Origin of the sequence: Paenibacillus sp. FSL R7-0048, assembly GCF_038004505.1 — a bacterium.
Lineage (GTDB): Bacteria > Bacillota > Bacilli > Paenibacillales > Paenibacillaceae > Paenibacillus_AQ > Paenibacillus_AQ odorifer.
The window spans coordinates 5,572,218-5,587,339 of sequence record NZ_JBBORF010000001.1; the positions used below are offsets into that span (position 1 = coordinate 5,572,218).

The 15,122-nt window shown below is 43.5% G+C and carries 16 protein-coding genes; 3 read left to right on the forward strand and 13 right to left on the reverse strand.

The window, feature by feature from the left end:
- Nucleotides 1–8: 8 nt before the first annotated feature.
- Together NSQ91_RS24740 and NSQ91_RS24745 are read right to left on the reverse strand one after the other, a co-directional pair.
- Nucleotides 9–569, reverse strand: a complete 561-nt coding sequence (locus NSQ91_RS24740; protein WP_076128974.1) for an ECF-type riboflavin transporter substrate-binding protein — start codon at nucleotides 567–569, stop codon at nucleotides 9–11.
- Nucleotides 570–720: 151 nt separating this feature from the next.
- Nucleotides 721–2,946 (reverse strand): Ig-like domain-containing protein, encoded by a 2,226-nt coding sequence (locus NSQ91_RS24745; protein ID WP_076128972.1) that lies wholly within the window; start codon nucleotides 2,944–2,946, stop codon nucleotides 721–723.
- Between the two features lie 209 nt (nucleotides 2,947–3,155).
- Here NSQ91_RS24745 and NSQ91_RS24750 point away from each other — a divergent pair, with 209 nt between their 5' ends.
- Together NSQ91_RS24750 and NSQ91_RS24755 are read left to right on the forward strand one after the other, a co-directional pair.
- A complete protein-coding gene (locus NSQ91_RS24750; RefSeq protein ID WP_076281216.1) occupies nucleotides 3,156–3,890 on the forward strand; it encodes an AzlC family ABC transporter permease in 735 nt (244 codons plus the stop codon).
- A complete protein-coding gene (locus NSQ91_RS24755; RefSeq protein ID WP_076192109.1) occupies nucleotides 3,881–4,207 on the forward strand; it encodes an AzlD domain-containing protein in 327 nt (108 codons plus the stop codon). Before NSQ91_RS24750 ends, NSQ91_RS24755 begins: the two co-directional genes overlap by 10 nt.
- Nucleotides 4,208–4,547: 340 nt before the next feature.
- Here the strand turns inward: NSQ91_RS24755 and mtaB are convergent, their stop codons facing one another.
- The 7 genes from mtaB to NSQ91_RS24790 all read right to left on the reverse strand — a co-directional run bounded on the left by mtaB (nucleotide 4,548) and on the right by NSQ91_RS24790 (nucleotide 11,666).
- Nucleotides 4,548–5,891, reverse strand: coding sequence for a tRNA (N(6)-L-threonylcarbamoyladenosine(37)-C(2))-methylthiotransferase MtaB (gene mtaB, locus NSQ91_RS24760; RefSeq protein ID WP_076220291.1), 1,344 nt, complete (start codon nucleotides 5,889–5,891; stop codon nucleotides 4,548–4,550).
- 3 nt (nucleotides 5,892–5,894) lie between these two features.
- A complete protein-coding gene (locus NSQ91_RS24765; RefSeq protein ID WP_076310172.1) occupies nucleotides 5,895–6,659 on the reverse strand; it encodes an RsmE family RNA methyltransferase in 765 nt (254 codons plus the stop codon).
- A gap of 179 nt (nucleotides 6,660–6,838) precedes the next feature.
- Nucleotides 6,839–7,522 carry a site-2 protease family protein gene (locus tag NSQ91_RS24770; RefSeq protein WP_076128966.1) on the reverse strand — a complete coding sequence of 228 codons (684 nt, stop codon included), beginning with the start codon at nucleotides 7,520–7,522 and terminating at the stop codon, nucleotides 6,839–6,841.
- Nucleotides 7,523–7,524: 2 nt separating this feature from the next.
- Nucleotides 7,525–8,577 carry a 50S ribosomal protein L11 methyltransferase gene (prmA, locus tag NSQ91_RS24775; RefSeq protein WP_036683907.1) on the reverse strand — a complete coding sequence of 351 codons (1,053 nt, stop codon included), beginning with the start codon at nucleotides 8,575–8,577 and terminating at the stop codon, nucleotides 7,525–7,527.
- 209 nt (nucleotides 8,578–8,786) lie between these two features.
- Nucleotides 8,787–9,365, reverse strand: a complete 579-nt coding sequence (locus tag NSQ91_RS24780; protein WP_076281215.1) for a DNA-3-methyladenine glycosylase I — start codon at nucleotides 9,363–9,365, stop codon at nucleotides 8,787–8,789.
- A gap of 104 nt (nucleotides 9,366–9,469) precedes the next feature.
- Nucleotides 9,470–11,146 carry a DUF4179 domain-containing protein gene (locus tag NSQ91_RS24785; RefSeq protein ID WP_340920327.1) on the reverse strand — a complete coding sequence of 559 codons (1,677 nt, stop codon included), beginning with the start codon at nucleotides 11,144–11,146 and terminating at the stop codon, nucleotides 9,470–9,472.
- Complete coding sequence (locus NSQ91_RS24790) at nucleotides 11,106–11,666, reverse strand: RNA polymerase sigma factor (protein ID WP_076192119.1); 561 nt, start codon at nucleotides 11,664–11,666, stop codon at nucleotides 11,106–11,108. Before NSQ91_RS24790 ends, NSQ91_RS24785 begins: the two co-directional genes overlap by 41 nt.
- A gap of 154 nt (nucleotides 11,667–11,820) precedes the next feature.
- Between NSQ91_RS24790 and NSQ91_RS24795 the strand changes: the two genes are divergently transcribed.
- Nucleotides 11,821–12,153 carry a hypothetical protein gene (locus NSQ91_RS24795; protein WP_339169352.1) on the forward strand — a complete coding sequence of 111 codons (333 nt, stop codon included), beginning with the start codon at nucleotides 11,821–11,823 and terminating at the stop codon, nucleotides 12,151–12,153.
- Nucleotides 12,154–12,439: 286 nt separating this feature from the next.
- Here the strand turns inward: NSQ91_RS24795 and NSQ91_RS24800 are convergent, their stop codons facing one another.
- The 4 genes from NSQ91_RS24800 to NSQ91_RS24815 all read right to left on the reverse strand — a co-directional run bounded on the left by NSQ91_RS24800 (nucleotide 12,440) and on the right by NSQ91_RS24815 (nucleotide 15,091).
- Entirely contained in the window at nucleotides 12,440–13,351 is a 912-nt protein-coding gene (locus NSQ91_RS24800) for a methyl-accepting chemotaxis protein (protein ID WP_076304266.1), read from the reverse strand.
- A gap of 690 nt (nucleotides 13,352–14,041) precedes the next feature.
- Nucleotides 14,042–14,416, reverse strand: coding sequence for a hypothetical protein (locus tag NSQ91_RS24805; protein ID WP_076302449.1), 375 nt, complete (start codon nucleotides 14,414–14,416; stop codon nucleotides 14,042–14,044).
- A gap of 97 nt (nucleotides 14,417–14,513) precedes the next feature.
- Nucleotides 14,514–14,693, reverse strand: a complete 180-nt coding sequence (locus tag NSQ91_RS24810) for a YfhD family protein (protein ID WP_036683923.1) — start codon at nucleotides 14,691–14,693, stop codon at nucleotides 14,514–14,516.
- Between the two features lie 38 nt (nucleotides 14,694–14,731).
- A complete protein-coding gene (locus tag NSQ91_RS24815; RefSeq protein WP_036683926.1) occupies nucleotides 14,732–15,091 on the reverse strand; it encodes a hypothetical protein in 360 nt (119 codons plus the stop codon).
- Nucleotides 15,092–15,122 lie beyond the last annotated feature (31 nt).

The window sequence follows — 15,122 nt, forward strand, 5'->3', positions numbered from 1 at the left end:
TATTCCACTCAAGCTTCTCTAGTCAAGCTGCCCTGTTTCGTTCTTGTCTTAGCATACGCAATGGCTAGTAAAGATCCGATCACTGCCACCGAAGCTATATTTAATGCACCTGCGGTCAGTCCTTGCGTAAATACTTTATTAGCGGGTTCTGCATAGATCAGAATATCCAACACTGGGGCTACAAGGAACCAAGCTACAGCATTCGCTGCAATCTGAGCCAGATTAAAGCGTATTATTTCCTTCCGTCCGAATTCCCCGTCATGAATAGCGATTCTAGCTACTAACAAGCCAATAACCAGCCCTACAATTCCTGATGATATGACCCAACTGAACCATGGCGATCCATAAGATATCGTATCCTTCAGGGTATGCCCGATCAGGCCTATAAATAATCCGGCAAACGGGCCGTACAATAGGGAGAACAATGCCAGTAATGCGTATGTAGTCTCGATGTTAGTGTTTGGAATACCCGAAGGAATCGAGCCGAATCTCCCCAATATAACGAATAAAGCAGAACCAATACCAATCGCTACAATCGTCTTGATCGACAACACCTTTTGTTTTGCCATGTTTTCATCTCCCCCAACGCATCTATTATGTTTTATGTGATTATACATCGGAATAGTCGGAATTACTATAGAATCTAAATAAAAAAATCTGCAAAGCAACATAATGTTGGCTTTGCAGATTCATAGTTGATAATTCAGATCCTATTCTCTATTACTTCACTGTCACTGATACTGTAACTGTTTTGCCGCCTAGCTTTCCTTTAATGGATGTCGTTCCTTTACTCACAGCTACAATCTGACCACTTGCAGATACTCTCGCTACAGAAGGCTTGGAGCTAGTCCATACCGCACTTCCAGTAACAACAGCAGTCTTACCAGTATCATACTGTGCAGTCACAACTACATTCTGAACGGCTCCCGGAGCCATTTTCAGTCTGCTCTCATTAACGGTCAGCTTTGTTAATTTAGGAACTACAGTAATTTTGACACTAGCAGCAATCCCTTGGTAAGATCCTGTCAACGTAGCAGTACCTTCTGTTACTGCTTTAACGGTTGTAGCTTTAACCGTAGCAACCGCCTCGTTTGAGGACTCCCAATTCATACTGCTGGAGACATTCCCTGTCTTACCATTAGAATAATAAGCCGTTACCTTTATCGCTTTAGAGCCTTTAATGTTCATTTCGATAGCAGTAGGTTCTACAACTAGCTTAGTAACCTTTTGTTCAATGGTAACTGGGATACTGATGGTTTTATTAGCGTAAGTTCCCTTTAAAGTAGCAGAACCCTTCACCAGTCCTTTGATTACCTTACCGGAAGTTGTTGTCTTGATAATCGCATTCGTACCGGTAAGCTCCCATTCCATAGTTGCAGTAGCATCAAGTTCACTGCCGTTTTCCATCACAGCTTTTACTTCAGGAACAGCCTTCTCTTCACCAGTAACAATCACCAGGTTTTCTTCTGGTCCAAGCAAGACAAGGACTTTATCTTTCACTGTAACCTTTACTTCAACACTTTTTTCTCTTACAGCAGTTTTTGAAGTCGTTGGGTTTTCTGATTTTATTTTACCGATAACCTTCACAATACCTGCCGATTCAGCTACAATCTTGCCGTCTTTAATGGTGGCAATCTCATCATCCGCAGAGGTCCACTCAATATCACTACTAAGATCTAGCTTTGTTCCGTCAAGCTTTGTACCATTTACTTTTGGAAGGCTTACGGTGTCATCTGTGTAAAGCTCCAATTCCGTCTTGTCGGCTGCCAGTTCTGTGATCGTAGGATACACTGTCAGCTTAAAGCTTTTATTAATTCCTCTGTACTCTGCTTTAATAACCGAAGTTCCCACTGCTTTAGCAGTCACTGCCGCAGTATCGCTACCAGGCGTAACGGTTGCCGCCAATTGGTTATCCGAAGTCCATACTGCGCTGCCTGAAATGTTCGGAGTAGAATTCGCAGCATCGCGAACCTCAGCTTTAACGTTCAGGGTTTCGCCCATAAACAGGAATTGATCTCCTGTAGGAGTAAGTAGTAGCGCTTCATAAGGAGCACGTACATATACGTCTACTGTTTGTGTAATCCCTAGATAGGATACTGTAATTACAGCTTTACCAGCAGACAACACTTTGATCTCGCCTTTGTCTACTGTAGCTACACTAGCACTAGAAGAGGACCATTCTGCTTTCTCTGAAATATCATTTGCGCTGGATTTTGTAGTTTCTTTAGTCTCTGCAACCAACTTCAAAGGTGCATCTCCGACTAGCATCTCTAGTTCTTTAACGATTTTGTCGTCATGTTTAAGCTCAATTTCAGAATAAGGCAATTTCACTACAGCCTTAAAGGTTGCTGTTAAGGTCTTGTATTTGGCAGTGATCGTTGCTGTACCTTCACCAGCCAAAGTGATCTTACCTTCTGCAATGGTCAACACGCTTGTGTTGGAGCTGCTCCAAGTAGTATCAGCCGTTACATCCTTAGCAGAAGTCGCTGTTTCTCCACCAATCGCATTGGCTTTGACCAGCAGTTTATCCTCATCATCACCCAATTTGTAGTTCCCTTCAGAACTATATTCGAGCTTCAGTTCTTTAACAGGATGGGCTACCTCAACTTCAATGGTAGCAAGTGCATGATTATAAGTCGCTGTAATAATAGCTTTTCCACTGTCAATCGGAGTCAATAGGCCATTTACTACCTTTACAGCGTTTGTGTTAGAAGAATTCCATACAACTGCACCTGTCACATCTCTTTTAGATGAGGACCCTTCCACATTCGCATATACCTTAAGTTGCTTTGGCGTTTGTCCAACCGTAAGCTCTACTTTAGCGGAGCTTTCGAATTCAATCGAGTTGATATCGCCGGTCGCTGCAAAGACACTTACCGGAAAAACCGCAGTAGCTAACAATATCATGATGAGGAGCATTTTCGTCATTTTCCTGTACACAGTCATTTGTTCTCTCCCTTAAGCTATAATGTCGTTCGGTGGTTTATCCCCACACTCTTTTACTTATATCGACAATTGTACCCTAAGTGTTTACCCCCTGGCTCTATAAAGCGAAATTCGGGACTTTCAGACTAGATAATACGGTAAAGGTTGATCAAAATATTAGGAAGTAATATGCTAACTACTAAATTCTTTCTTGAAACAAGGGGGCTACGATGAGTGCAGAGAACGTCCAACTAGAAGCAATCCCGTCTCCTAAACAGGAAGATAGCTTCCTTAAAGGGGTAAAAGATTGTATTCCCACACTACTAGGGTACTTAAGCATCGGACTCGCAGCAGGTGTTGTTCAAAAGACAGCCGGGCTCAGCATTGCTGAGATTGCCTTAATCAGCTTGATTCTTTACGCGGGCTCAGCTCAGTTTATAGCTGCTGGAATGATAGCTGTTAGCAGCTCGCCTGCGGCCATTATTATTACGATATTTATCGTGAATCTTCGCCATATTTTGCTTAGTGCAGCTCTTTCACCTTATTTCCGCCATCTTTCCCCACTGAGAAATATGCTGGTTGGTTCTTTATTGACTGATGAGACCTTTGGAGTTGCCATCAATCAAGCTTTGAATAAGCAGCAAATCAGTGAAAAATGGATGCACGGTCTAAATCTCACCGCTTATTTAAATTGGTTTCTTGCGAATGTAGCGGGAGCTTTTTTAGCCCAGTGGATCTCAGACCCTGATCAATTCGGTTTACAGTTTGCCTTACCTGCGATGTTTATTGGCATTCTTGTAATTTCCATGATTGACCGTAATAAAATCAAACTAGATTTGGTTGTCGCAATCCTTGCCGTGATCATAGCAGTAGGAAGCTCCTTCCTATTCTCCAGCAGTGTTGGAGTGATTATCGCTACAGTCATTGCTTCAACGACAGGGATGGTGTTTGAAAAATGGAAGTAAGATGGGATGTCTTTCTGATCATTCTAGGAGCAGCTTTTGTGACCTTTATTCCCAGGGTGGCTCCGCTCATGATCCTTAGCCGGTTTGAATTGCCAGAATGGGGAATGCGCTGGTTAAACTATGTTCCTATCTCTGTTATGGCAGCATTAATAGGTCAGGAGATATTTTTGAATGATGGGAAATTTTCGTCTTTAGCTAATAACATTGAGCTTTTTGCGGCATTGCCTACTTTTTTGGTTGCGATAAAAACCCGGAGCTTGCTAGGCACTGTACTGGCGGGGATTGTTTCAATCATGATCCTACGGATGTTTTTTTGATCCACTTCTACGCGTTGAAGTCACTATCGGACACAGTTGACCTTATTCGCAGCATTATCCCACTTTTGGAACACTAACGGACACCATAGTCGCTATTGTCATGAAAAACACCTATTATGAACCACTTTCTAAGGAATAGCTGCACTGGAGTCCGAAACTAAGCATAAAAGGCAAAAAAAATGCAAATAACGCCAGCTGGGTCCGAAAGCATCATGAGATTGTTATGAATTGGTGGTCTAGACAGCAATAACTAAAAACAGAGCAGCCCTTCCCCGCTAACGGGAAAATGGCTGCTCTGTTGTCTTTTACTAATATCTATTGCTTAACGGATATCAATTGCTTAACGGACAGCCTGCTGAAGCCCAGTCTGACTAACCCCGACCAACTCACCGCGGCATTCGTTCACGCCAGCTTCCGTTATCTTCACCTGACAAAGTTCTCCTTGGAGTGAATCTTCTCCATCAAAGAACACCTGCAAATAGTTGTCGCTAAATCCATGCTGGATATTGCGCCCCGGAGCCCCTTTTGCGGCTCTTTCCGGAATAACACTTAATGTCTGGCCTACAAATTTGCGAGCATAAGCTATTTGCATTTCTTCCGAAAGATCAATCAATTCCTGCACGCGTACATTTTTGATTTCTTCGTCGATCTGATTCTCCATCCGCGCTGCCGGAGTGCCCGTCCGCTTGGAGTAAGGGAATACGTGCATCTCGGAGTAATTAATAGCCTTCATGAAGTCGTAGCCGGCACGGAACATTTCCTCGGTCTCCCCCGGGAACCCAACGATAACATCCGTAGTAATCCCGACATCTGGCATCGCCTGACGGATCAGCTGCATTTTGGCGTAATATTCTTCTGTCGTATATTTACGGCGCATCGCTTTCAGCACATCATTATGTCCGGCTTGCAGCGGGATATGCAGATGACGGCACATTTTAGAGGAACGGTTCAGCACCTCCAGCAGCTTCTCATCGATCTGGCTAGCTTCGATAGAACTGATACGTACCCGCTCCAGTCCATCCACCTTATCTAGATCCCACAGCAAATCGGCTAGACGGTAATTATCAAGATCGTCACCGTAACCACCGGTATGAATACCCGTGAGAACAAATTCCTTATACCCTGCTTCTACTAATTGATGTGCCTGGTTTACGATACTTTTGGGATCACGGCTGCGGGAAAGTCCACGCGACCATGGAATGATACAGAATGTGCAGAAGTTGTTGCAGCCATCCTGAATCTTCATAAAAGCACGCGTCCGATCCGCAAAGCCAGGTACATCCATCTCTTCGAATTCACGTGTCTTCATAATATTACGAACAGCGTTGACCGGCTGACGTGAGGCTTCAATGTTCTTTACATGCGTCATGATCTGATCGCGGTCCTGGTTACCAATAACAAGATCGACACCAGGAATATCAAGAATCTCACCAGGAGAGGTCTGCGCATAGCAGCCAGTAACCGCCACGATAGCTTCCGGATTGCGGCGAACGGCACGACGAATCATTTGACGGCTTTTTTTGTCACCTGTATTAGTTACAGTACAAGTATTAATCAGATATACATCGGCGGGTCCCTCGAAATCGACCTGCTCGTAACCTTCATTTTTGAATAGCTGCCAGATGGCTTCGGTGTCATAAAAATTCACTTTACAACCTAAAGTATAAAATGCTACGGATGGCATCTCTTAAGCTCCTCCCATTTCTCCCGATTCATATAAAATACAAGCAGCGGCAACCATGCCCGCTGTCTCACAGCGCAGAATACGCCGTCCTAGTCCTACGGAAACCGCACCAGCTTCTTCTGCCTTTTGGCATTCCTCTGGTGTAAAACCCCCTTCAGGACCTACTACAATCAGTACCTTCCCAGCAGCCTGTGGTGAAAGCGAGGATAACCAAGGGGCAACACTGCTGCGAAGCTGCAAGCCTTCTTCTTTTTCATAACAGAAATAAACAGCATCATACTCACTAAAAGTCTGTAGCAGCTGCTTCCAGGATAACGGTGAGCCTACAGCCGGAACGATGTTCCGGTGTGCCTGCTCGGCAGCTTCTTTACAAATTTTACGCCAGCGGTCCAGCCGCTTACTTTCCTTACGTTCATCGTATTGTACAATCGTGCGCTCCGACAGAAAAGGAATAAAACCAACGGCTCCAATTTCTGTACACTTTTGAATGACAGTTTCCATCTTATCGGCCTTGGGTAAGCTCTGAGCCACTGTGATTTTTATCCGCGGTTCATGCGTCATCTCCAGGGTTTCCAGGATGTTCACTGTCACTTCCCCTATTTCGATCTGAGCAATCTCCACTAACGCTTCACGGGAGACGCCATCGCTGACAATAAGCTTGTCCCCAACCTTACCGCGCATGACTTTGGCAATATGCCTTGCATCTTCCCCGTCAACTCTAACGTTATCTGCACCAAACTGCTCTGGTGTAACAAAATATCGCTGCATCTCTTCATCATCCTGTTCATGAATTCAGTAAGAAGAAACGGTAAAGACGCCTTAATAAAGACGTCACCCGTTTCTTAGAGAAATATAACTATGGATCAGGCGAAATTTAACTATCCTATTTTTCAACAAATTACATAATACAATGTTTAAGCAGGGTTGACCAGACTTCAGTCCCTACCTTAGCTGCCAAACATTCTTAGGAATAGCTGCACAAATGTTCTCGACATTTCACTAGCCCAGTGGCCAAGAGGATCGATGGTATAGGTTCGTAACCCTGGAATAAACAGAATTAATAAAAAGATAAATACAGCCCATTGCTCAAATTGCTGTAATCTGCCCCGAATGGAGCGAGGAGCAATATCCTCCACAATCCGGTAGCCATCCAGCGGAGGCAATGGAATCAGATTGAACAAGAATAAAAAGAAGTTCCATTGAATAAAGGTGCCAAAGAACAGATACACTGCCTCTAAAACGCGATCATTGGAGATCGACTCTAATACACCGGTTGCCGCAAGCACCCCATATATTAAAGCACCAATAATCCCTAGTAACAGGTTACTGATTGGGCCCGCAGCAGACACAATGACTCCCATCAGACGGGGGCGGCTAAAGTTATCACGGTTTACAGGAACTGGACGTGCCCACCCGAAACCAGCAACCAGCAGCAGTAAAATACCAAAAAAATCGAAGTGTACAGCAGGGTTAAGCGTCATACGTCCTAATAATCTAGCGGTAGGGTCACCGAACTTATTTGCGAAATAAGCATGACTGAATTCATGTACTGTAAAAGCAATTAAAATCGTAATGAGCAGAAAAGGAAGCTGATCCAGATCTACACGTATTATACTTTGCAATATATCCATTTTTACCTCTTTCCGGCTGTAAATGCCACCCAATCTTCTTCACGGGATACTTCCATAATCTCAAAGCCGGACTCTTGTAGTGCGTTAGCCACAAGTCCTTCTTTATCCTTATAAATACCAGAGGTAATATACAAGCCTCCTGGCTGAAGTGCACGATACACATCATCCGTAAACAATACGATGATTTCTGCCAAAATATTCGCAACTACAATCTTCACCGGGAGTGTAACGCCGAGGCTATCCTCTGTTACTTGCTCCGCAGGTGTTCCCTCAAGAGTGTGACCCGGTCTAGCGGATGGCCACATTTCTCCAGCAGCCGTGTCAGCTACACCTTCACCGCCTAGCAAGGAGAGCAGGTCGCTTTCTTTTACCGTAATGAACTTTTCAAGTTTATTCAGTGCTACATTCTCCCGCGCACTTTCAACAGCTACAGGGTCCAAATCTAACGCCAGCACGGATTTCGCACCGAGCAGCATTGCACCTACAGCCAATATTCCTGAACCCGTACCAACATCGATTACTTCTTCGCCGCCGCTAATATTCTTCTCGAGCGCACGCAGGCACAAAGCTGTTGTAGGGTGAGTCCCTGTACCAAATGCCATACCAGGGTCCAGCTCAATGATTGCTTCATCTGGGCTCTCAGGTGTATATTCCTCCCAAGTTGGTTTAATCGTGAGACGCTCCGATACCCTGAGCGGTTTAAAATATTGCTTCCAAGCATGCGCCCATTCGTCTTCATCTACGGTTTTCCAAGAAATCAGCGATTTGCCCGGATCAATGCCGTACTCACGCAATTCTGCTACCCGTGGAGTCAGTTCTTCTATAACAGCATCCATATCCGTGGAATCGGCATAATAACCTTTGATTACCGCTTCCCCTTCTGGGATATCATTCAAGGGTTGGTCGTATAATTCACCGTAACGCGTATTCCGTTCTTTACTGAGTGTTCCGGATTCTTCAATAGAAACCCCACCCGCTCCTGCTTCATATAAAAAATTCGAAATCATTTCTTGTGCATCTTCTGTTGTATGTATCGTCACTTCATGCCATAACATCTTTATGTGATCCTCCTAAAGTTTTGTGAGCGTTAGCTTCATTGATTAACTTCGTGCAAAACTGGCTTCGAAAGCATAGGCTTAGTTTTGTGAGCGTTAGCTTCATTGATTGACTTCGTGCAAAACTGGCTTCGTAAGCATAGACTTAGTTTTGTGAGCATTCGCTTCATAGTATAACATTTCTTCTTGGGGTAACGCCAAACTACAGATCAACGCTCTGCCATGCCCGTGCTGTTCCTGCAAAAGCAATCGAGCGAATGATCATCTACCATCCCCGATGCCTGCATAAAAGCATAACATATGGTAGAGCCGACAAACTTCATGCCTCGCTTTTTCAATGCTTTACTCATTGCGTCAGACTGAGCCGTTAAAGCAGGGACATCCGCACGTGTCTTCCAATGGTTAAGCGTAGGCGCGCCCCCCACAAAGCTCCAGAGATAATCTGAAAAGCTGCCTGTTTCCGCACTAATTTGCAAATATACGCTTGCATTACGAATGATAGAATCAATCTTTAAGCGATTTCTAATAATCCCGGGATCGTTCATCAGCTCAGCAATTTTCAGCTCATCATAATGCACAATTTTTTCCGGATCAAATCCATCAAATACCTCTCTGTAATGTGCCCGTTTTTTTAAGACGGTGTACCAGCTTAACCCTGCCTGCATGCCTTCGAGCATAAGTAATTCAAACAGCTTCCGGTCATCATACAGAGGTTTGCCCCACTCTTCATCATGGTATGCGATATATAAAGGATCCTCATTAACCCAAGCACAGCGAGTGATTTCCATCCTTTTCTCTCCTTTACGCTAATCCTTGCTGAGTCCACTCAGCATCTACTCACTGTAAACGAAAAAAAGGGAAGAACACAAGGTTCCTCCCTAAAAAAAATTTTCTATGGCCGCAGCTGTACTCTTGTTTCTTTATCCGGATCGTCAGTCGTATAGAAGAATATATAAATAGAAGCTTCTGTACCTTTGAAACCCTTGTAAACATCAATGGCCTTATTGTTTCCATCCCCCGTGAAATTAACGGTCAGAGGTTTACCTAAAATACGCTCTTTCCCCAGTCCGATATGGGTCTGGTTAATTCCACCGAAGCGAGCATCTTCACTTTCAGTCTCTACATAAAGATCGGCACCCTGCATATAGTACGTCCATTTTACCGGGTATCCGCTAAGCTGCTGGATAAGCGTCTGTTTCTTATCAGATATATTCGTCAACAGAAGTGGTGTTTTTTCGTCCTTGTTAATTTTATAGCTGCCGTGCTGAGTCACCTTGTATTTAGCAACAAAGGTAATTGGCGTCTCTTCTGTGATTTCAAGGTCAACTGGCCGCTCAAAACGAAGCACTGTTAATTCCGGCTCACCTTCTGGAGATCTCCAGAAATTGCCCTCCAGCGTCTTGCCTGCTACTTCAAGAGTAGACTTTTGATACGGGAAATTGTTGCCTTTCTCTTTACTTCTAATAGCGATTCGAATTTGAGTAGGCGTCACTACCATTTTCTCCAGCGTGTAATTAGGTTTGCCCTCTTCTAGCGGCAGATTCAATGAAGTATTTATGGTTCCGCTCTCCATCTGCTTTTTGCTTAATTGAAGATCAAAAGCTAGGGGCCCCTCAACCTTTTTCTCTTGTTTCATGTACTGCAGCTTGTAATTCACTTCTCCGCTGGAAATATCAGCCGCCTTAAAATATTGCTGGGACGTATATTCCCCGTTTTCTCCCGGTGTACCGAAAGCACCTCCAGCCAGCGAATTTATGAGCGTTCCGTTTTTGTAAGCGACTATATTTGGAAAGGCCCATTCTTTTGTTTCTGGCTGATCAAAAATGATCGCTGAAGAGAATAATATTTTTTCTTGTCCTTGGGTAAAAGGTTTCACCTCTATGCTGCGCATTCCTTCCTGTCCAATAGGAAAATTTTGTGTCTCCTGCGATTGGATATCCAGCGGTAAATCTAACTCCTGTGTGCTAAAGGCTTGCAGATTATCTGCAACTAGTTGCACATTCACAGTATCCTTTTTCGGTGTCCAATCACTCTCGAAATATCCGTTGTAATGTTGATTTTTCTCATCCCATAACACATAACTGAACTCACTAGGACCATTCGCCTCATCTGCGCCCTTCAAAGTCATTCCATTAACATTCCAATTTTCATTTTCCAAGCGTTTTCCTACATCCAAAGTGAATAAGATAACCGTCCGATTCTCATCCACAATCGCTGTATGTAGCTTCAGAGTTACTCCATCCTGCGTCACTGACTGGTTCAGTTGTTGTCCGAGATTTTGGGCCAGCGCTGCTTGAACGCCTCCTCTCCCATGGAGCAAATTATCCCAATCATAATGCACTGCTGCATATACGGGTGCCGCTGCAATAAGTACTGAAAATGAAGCCACCACAGCTATTTTACTCCAGTTTCTCCCTCTGTTCCCGCTACCATTCGCCATACGAAGTTGTAGGGGAGTCATTGTACTGTTTTCTTGCTCTAAACGTCCCCACATGCGTTCAAAATCTGGATAAGGCACGCCTTTATCTTCATTTAAACGATGCTCCAGCATATTTTCTAACTTTTTCAAAAGCTTCGCCCTCCTTTAGTTCAAGTTGAACCCCAGCCTCCTGCAGGATTCTCCTCATTACCGTTAGCCCTTTATGCAGCCTAGATTTGGTCGTTCCAAGTGGAATGGACAGCAGATCCGAAATTTCAGCCAGACTGAAATCATGCATATACCTAAGTGTGAGCACCATCCTAAGTTTGATAGGGACCTTGCTCATATATTGCGCCCACTCGACCTCCGTCTCACGCTGCTCAATCTGCTGCTCCACAGCTGTTTCTGCCGTTTTATTAAAGAAATGAAGGTTGTCCGTAATCTTCTGTTGTAAAGTCCGTTTTCGTTTCAAATGATTGAGGCAATGGTTGACCGTTATTTTCATAATCCAAGCCTTGATATGCTCCACGTGCTCACGATTACTGCGAAATACGGTAATAAAGACATCCTGAGTCAAATCCTCTGCATCCGCCGCGTCATGCACCATATAGTAGCAAGTCCGGTATACATCTTTATTGTAGGTTTCAAATAACTCCCGGTTACTCTCCAAATTTTACGCCCTCCTTTCTTGACTGAGATATCTATATGACAACCAATCCTTGGAAAAGGTTCGTTTTTCTGAGCATAAACTATCGCTACTCTTAAAGACATAGAGAAAATCAAACAGGCTTAATAATCTGAATGAAGCAAATGGAGGAAGGACAATGACTCTTTTAACTACTGGTCCGATAGAAAACAATGTTAACTCAGAAAACAACACAAGACTTACACAACAGGTCACTGTCAAAATTGCTAATGGTAGCGGTCAGATTGCTTCCACAGTTCTGATCGAAGGCTACTACATGAATGAAAAAAGAATTCAATATGTAGGCGATCTGCTAGATGTGATGCCAAATCAGGTAATAACTAAAAAATATTTTGCGGATTTTAATACCTTCGAATTTTTTTTCACAACTGCTAGTTTGCCAGACCATCCAATCCAAATCTCATTTTGGGGTAAAGACAGTGCAGAGAAATTAGTAGCCCGCATCGATTAGCTACAGCAGAATTACTTGGATATGATGGGGCAACTGGGGCAACTGGAGCGACTGGGGTGACGGGGGGGCTAAAGGTGGGACTGGCTCTGATGGGGCGATTGGGGACACCGGAGTTACTAAGGTTAGTGTTACTGTAGACGGAGTCATCACAAATCATAGATATATGATTCCTACCTTGATTGTTAACAAAATCGGATAATACCAACAATAAAAGGGTCCATCTCTTTTAAGTAGGAGACCGACCCTTTTTTGCTGATATTCAATCTATCAACATACATATTAACAATTAAAGGATATCCATAACCTCGCGCGCTTGTGTGTCGAGATTTTGTGCAGAAGAAGCAATCTTCGAAAAATCCTCCAACGCTACCAGAACCTGCTGCTGACTATCTTCTATATTTTCTTGCACTTGATTTGTTCCTATAGAGATCTTTCCAATTTCCAGCGTGATCGCATCCACACTATCCCGTACCTTTATGATCGAATCTTGTACCATGGAAGATAATTTTCTTACTTCTTTTGCCACTACGTCAAAACCTCGCCCATACTCCCCCGCATGAGCTGCTTCAATAGCTGCATTTAGGGCTAATAATTGCGTTTGCGAAGCAATATCGCGAATCGTTTGCACGATGCTATGAATCGCTACAGCTTGCTTTTCAAGATTAGCTAGAGTATGTGTATTTTCTATCGATACTTCGGCGATTTTGTTGATGCTTCGTAATAATTCTTGACTGCGCTCAATACCTAAATCTGCTCTTTGATTCAAGCTGTCTGCCATCTCTTGCATCCGTTGCACAACATTACTCATGTTACTTTGTCTTTGGGTAATATTAGTTGCTATTTTAGATACTCCGATGACTTGTTCATTGCTTTCATCAAACACTGGCATGTAGGTAGCTTCAAGCCAAACCGCATTTCCTTTCGAATCCATTCGTTCGATCTTATCCTGAAAACTCTTCCCTGTAAAAAGATCCTGCCAAAACCGTTCGTAACCTGGGCTATCTGCGAAATGTGGAAAACAGAACTCTTTATGATGCATTCCGTACATTTCATCTTTTTTATATCCCATGGAATTTGCAAAAACTTCATTCACATAAGCTACCCGGCGATCAAGGTCAAACCGGATAATAGCTAAATTTCTTTCTAAAGATCTAACAACAAGCTCATCAGTAACTCCTTGAGAGTGTACCAGCCCCATTCTAATTCCCCCTGAAAAAATTCAATAGTTGATTGGTCGTAGCTAGTATATTCGAACAATTATACATCCTTAATCTGTAGTGTGATATTAGCTATTTTACTTAAAATATTTATAACATCTGCAGACGTTAATATACTCGAAATGATGATAATTAGGGAAAACATCCCTAATGATGTGCAAGATTAGAAGGTTGATCTATCATTTAGGGAAATACTCCCCAAAAACTCATGAAATCAGGCCTTTTTCTATCTTTTCAGGGGATTTTCAGGGAGGTTTTCCCTAAAATCTCTTTTTTTCGAGCATTTAGAGAAAAATAGAGGGAGGTTTTCCCTAATTTCATTTTCCAACAGAAAAGCATCTACAGCTACGTCGACTATGAGACCCTCAAATTCTTCTTAGCGGTAGCTTTACTTATAAACTAAAAACTTGCCTAACTTAGTTCATTTTTACTGATCCATTACCAAAAACCCCAGCTGCAAATATCAGCTAGGGTTCAAACTCTCAATTTCATTTTCAAATTCCTATCATTCTCAATCCCATGTAGCAAAGTATGGAAGTTCCTCCAATTCAAATGCACTCCAGCCAGACTGCGGCGCAGCAAGCCACGCCTACCCTCGCCTTCGTGCAGCAGTTATCTGCAACCTGGGCGAATATTTTCCTTCTCCCATTGTACGCACAGTCAAAAGTATCTTACTTATTGGAATTATAATCTTTTATTTTAATCCCCAAAACCATATCCTTCTGATATGCGTCAGCTTGCTTCAAACCAATAATCCTTGGGTCTGAAGGGTAGTGACGTTCAAGATATAACAAAAATGCGTGATGAAACCTAATTTCGGCATCCAATTTATTCAGTTCATTCGGATGATTCTCTAGTTCGGTTAATTCTGCTTCCCATCGATACAAATCGCTCGCCTCAGAGCGCTCCATACGAACCTTCTCTGTCAGCTCCCGCAACTCAAGATAGGCGCGTTTTACTTTTGGAGAGTACAACTGCTTCTGGTTCAAATAGGTTAATAATGCGATCAATAAGGCTAACCCTGTCCACAAAATAACGTTATCCATCTTCTCCCCCCACACTTAAGCTCTTCGCCCTAATTATACATGCCCAAACGCAAAAATACCCCACAAAGTGAGGTATCCGCCTTAGCTTTTTTAGCTGCTATTCTTTCTTCATAATCTCATTCAGCTGACGTTTGTCCGCTTCTTGTGCGCGATCCTGAGCTTCAATATCATCAAGATCGGCTTCCGCCGCCGAGAATTCTACATCCTCTGCTTTAGCTTCGTATAACATTTTCAATTTCTCCGTCTTGGAGAAAATTTGTGAGTTCTCTCTATCCATTGTTCGTCTCCTTTCTTCTTACTCAATGAAGTGCCTGATCAGACCATCCCGCCTGCTTCTTCAATTAAGCGCAGAGCCTGATCGTAGGACTCCGTATGCACAATAACCGTAAGCAAAATATCTCTCCCCGTTGGACCACCGTTACCACCATGACTCATCCCGCTAGAGCTGGTGTCCGCAGCTGCAAGTATGCCTGTGTGTGCATGCTCAGCAGTCATGGAGTCCATTCTGGCCACATTGCCTGTCACCGGATTTACCCCTGAGCTAAAGCTGGTACCTCCATATCTACTGAAGCGATCAATGGAAACTTCAATGGCCCGAAGTGCACGAAGCTTGCGCGCGACGCCTTCGGCTTCCTCTGGACTTTTAAAATACGCCAAAATATATCTTTCCGACATCTTATCCCCGCTCTCGCTTGAAATTCAGATA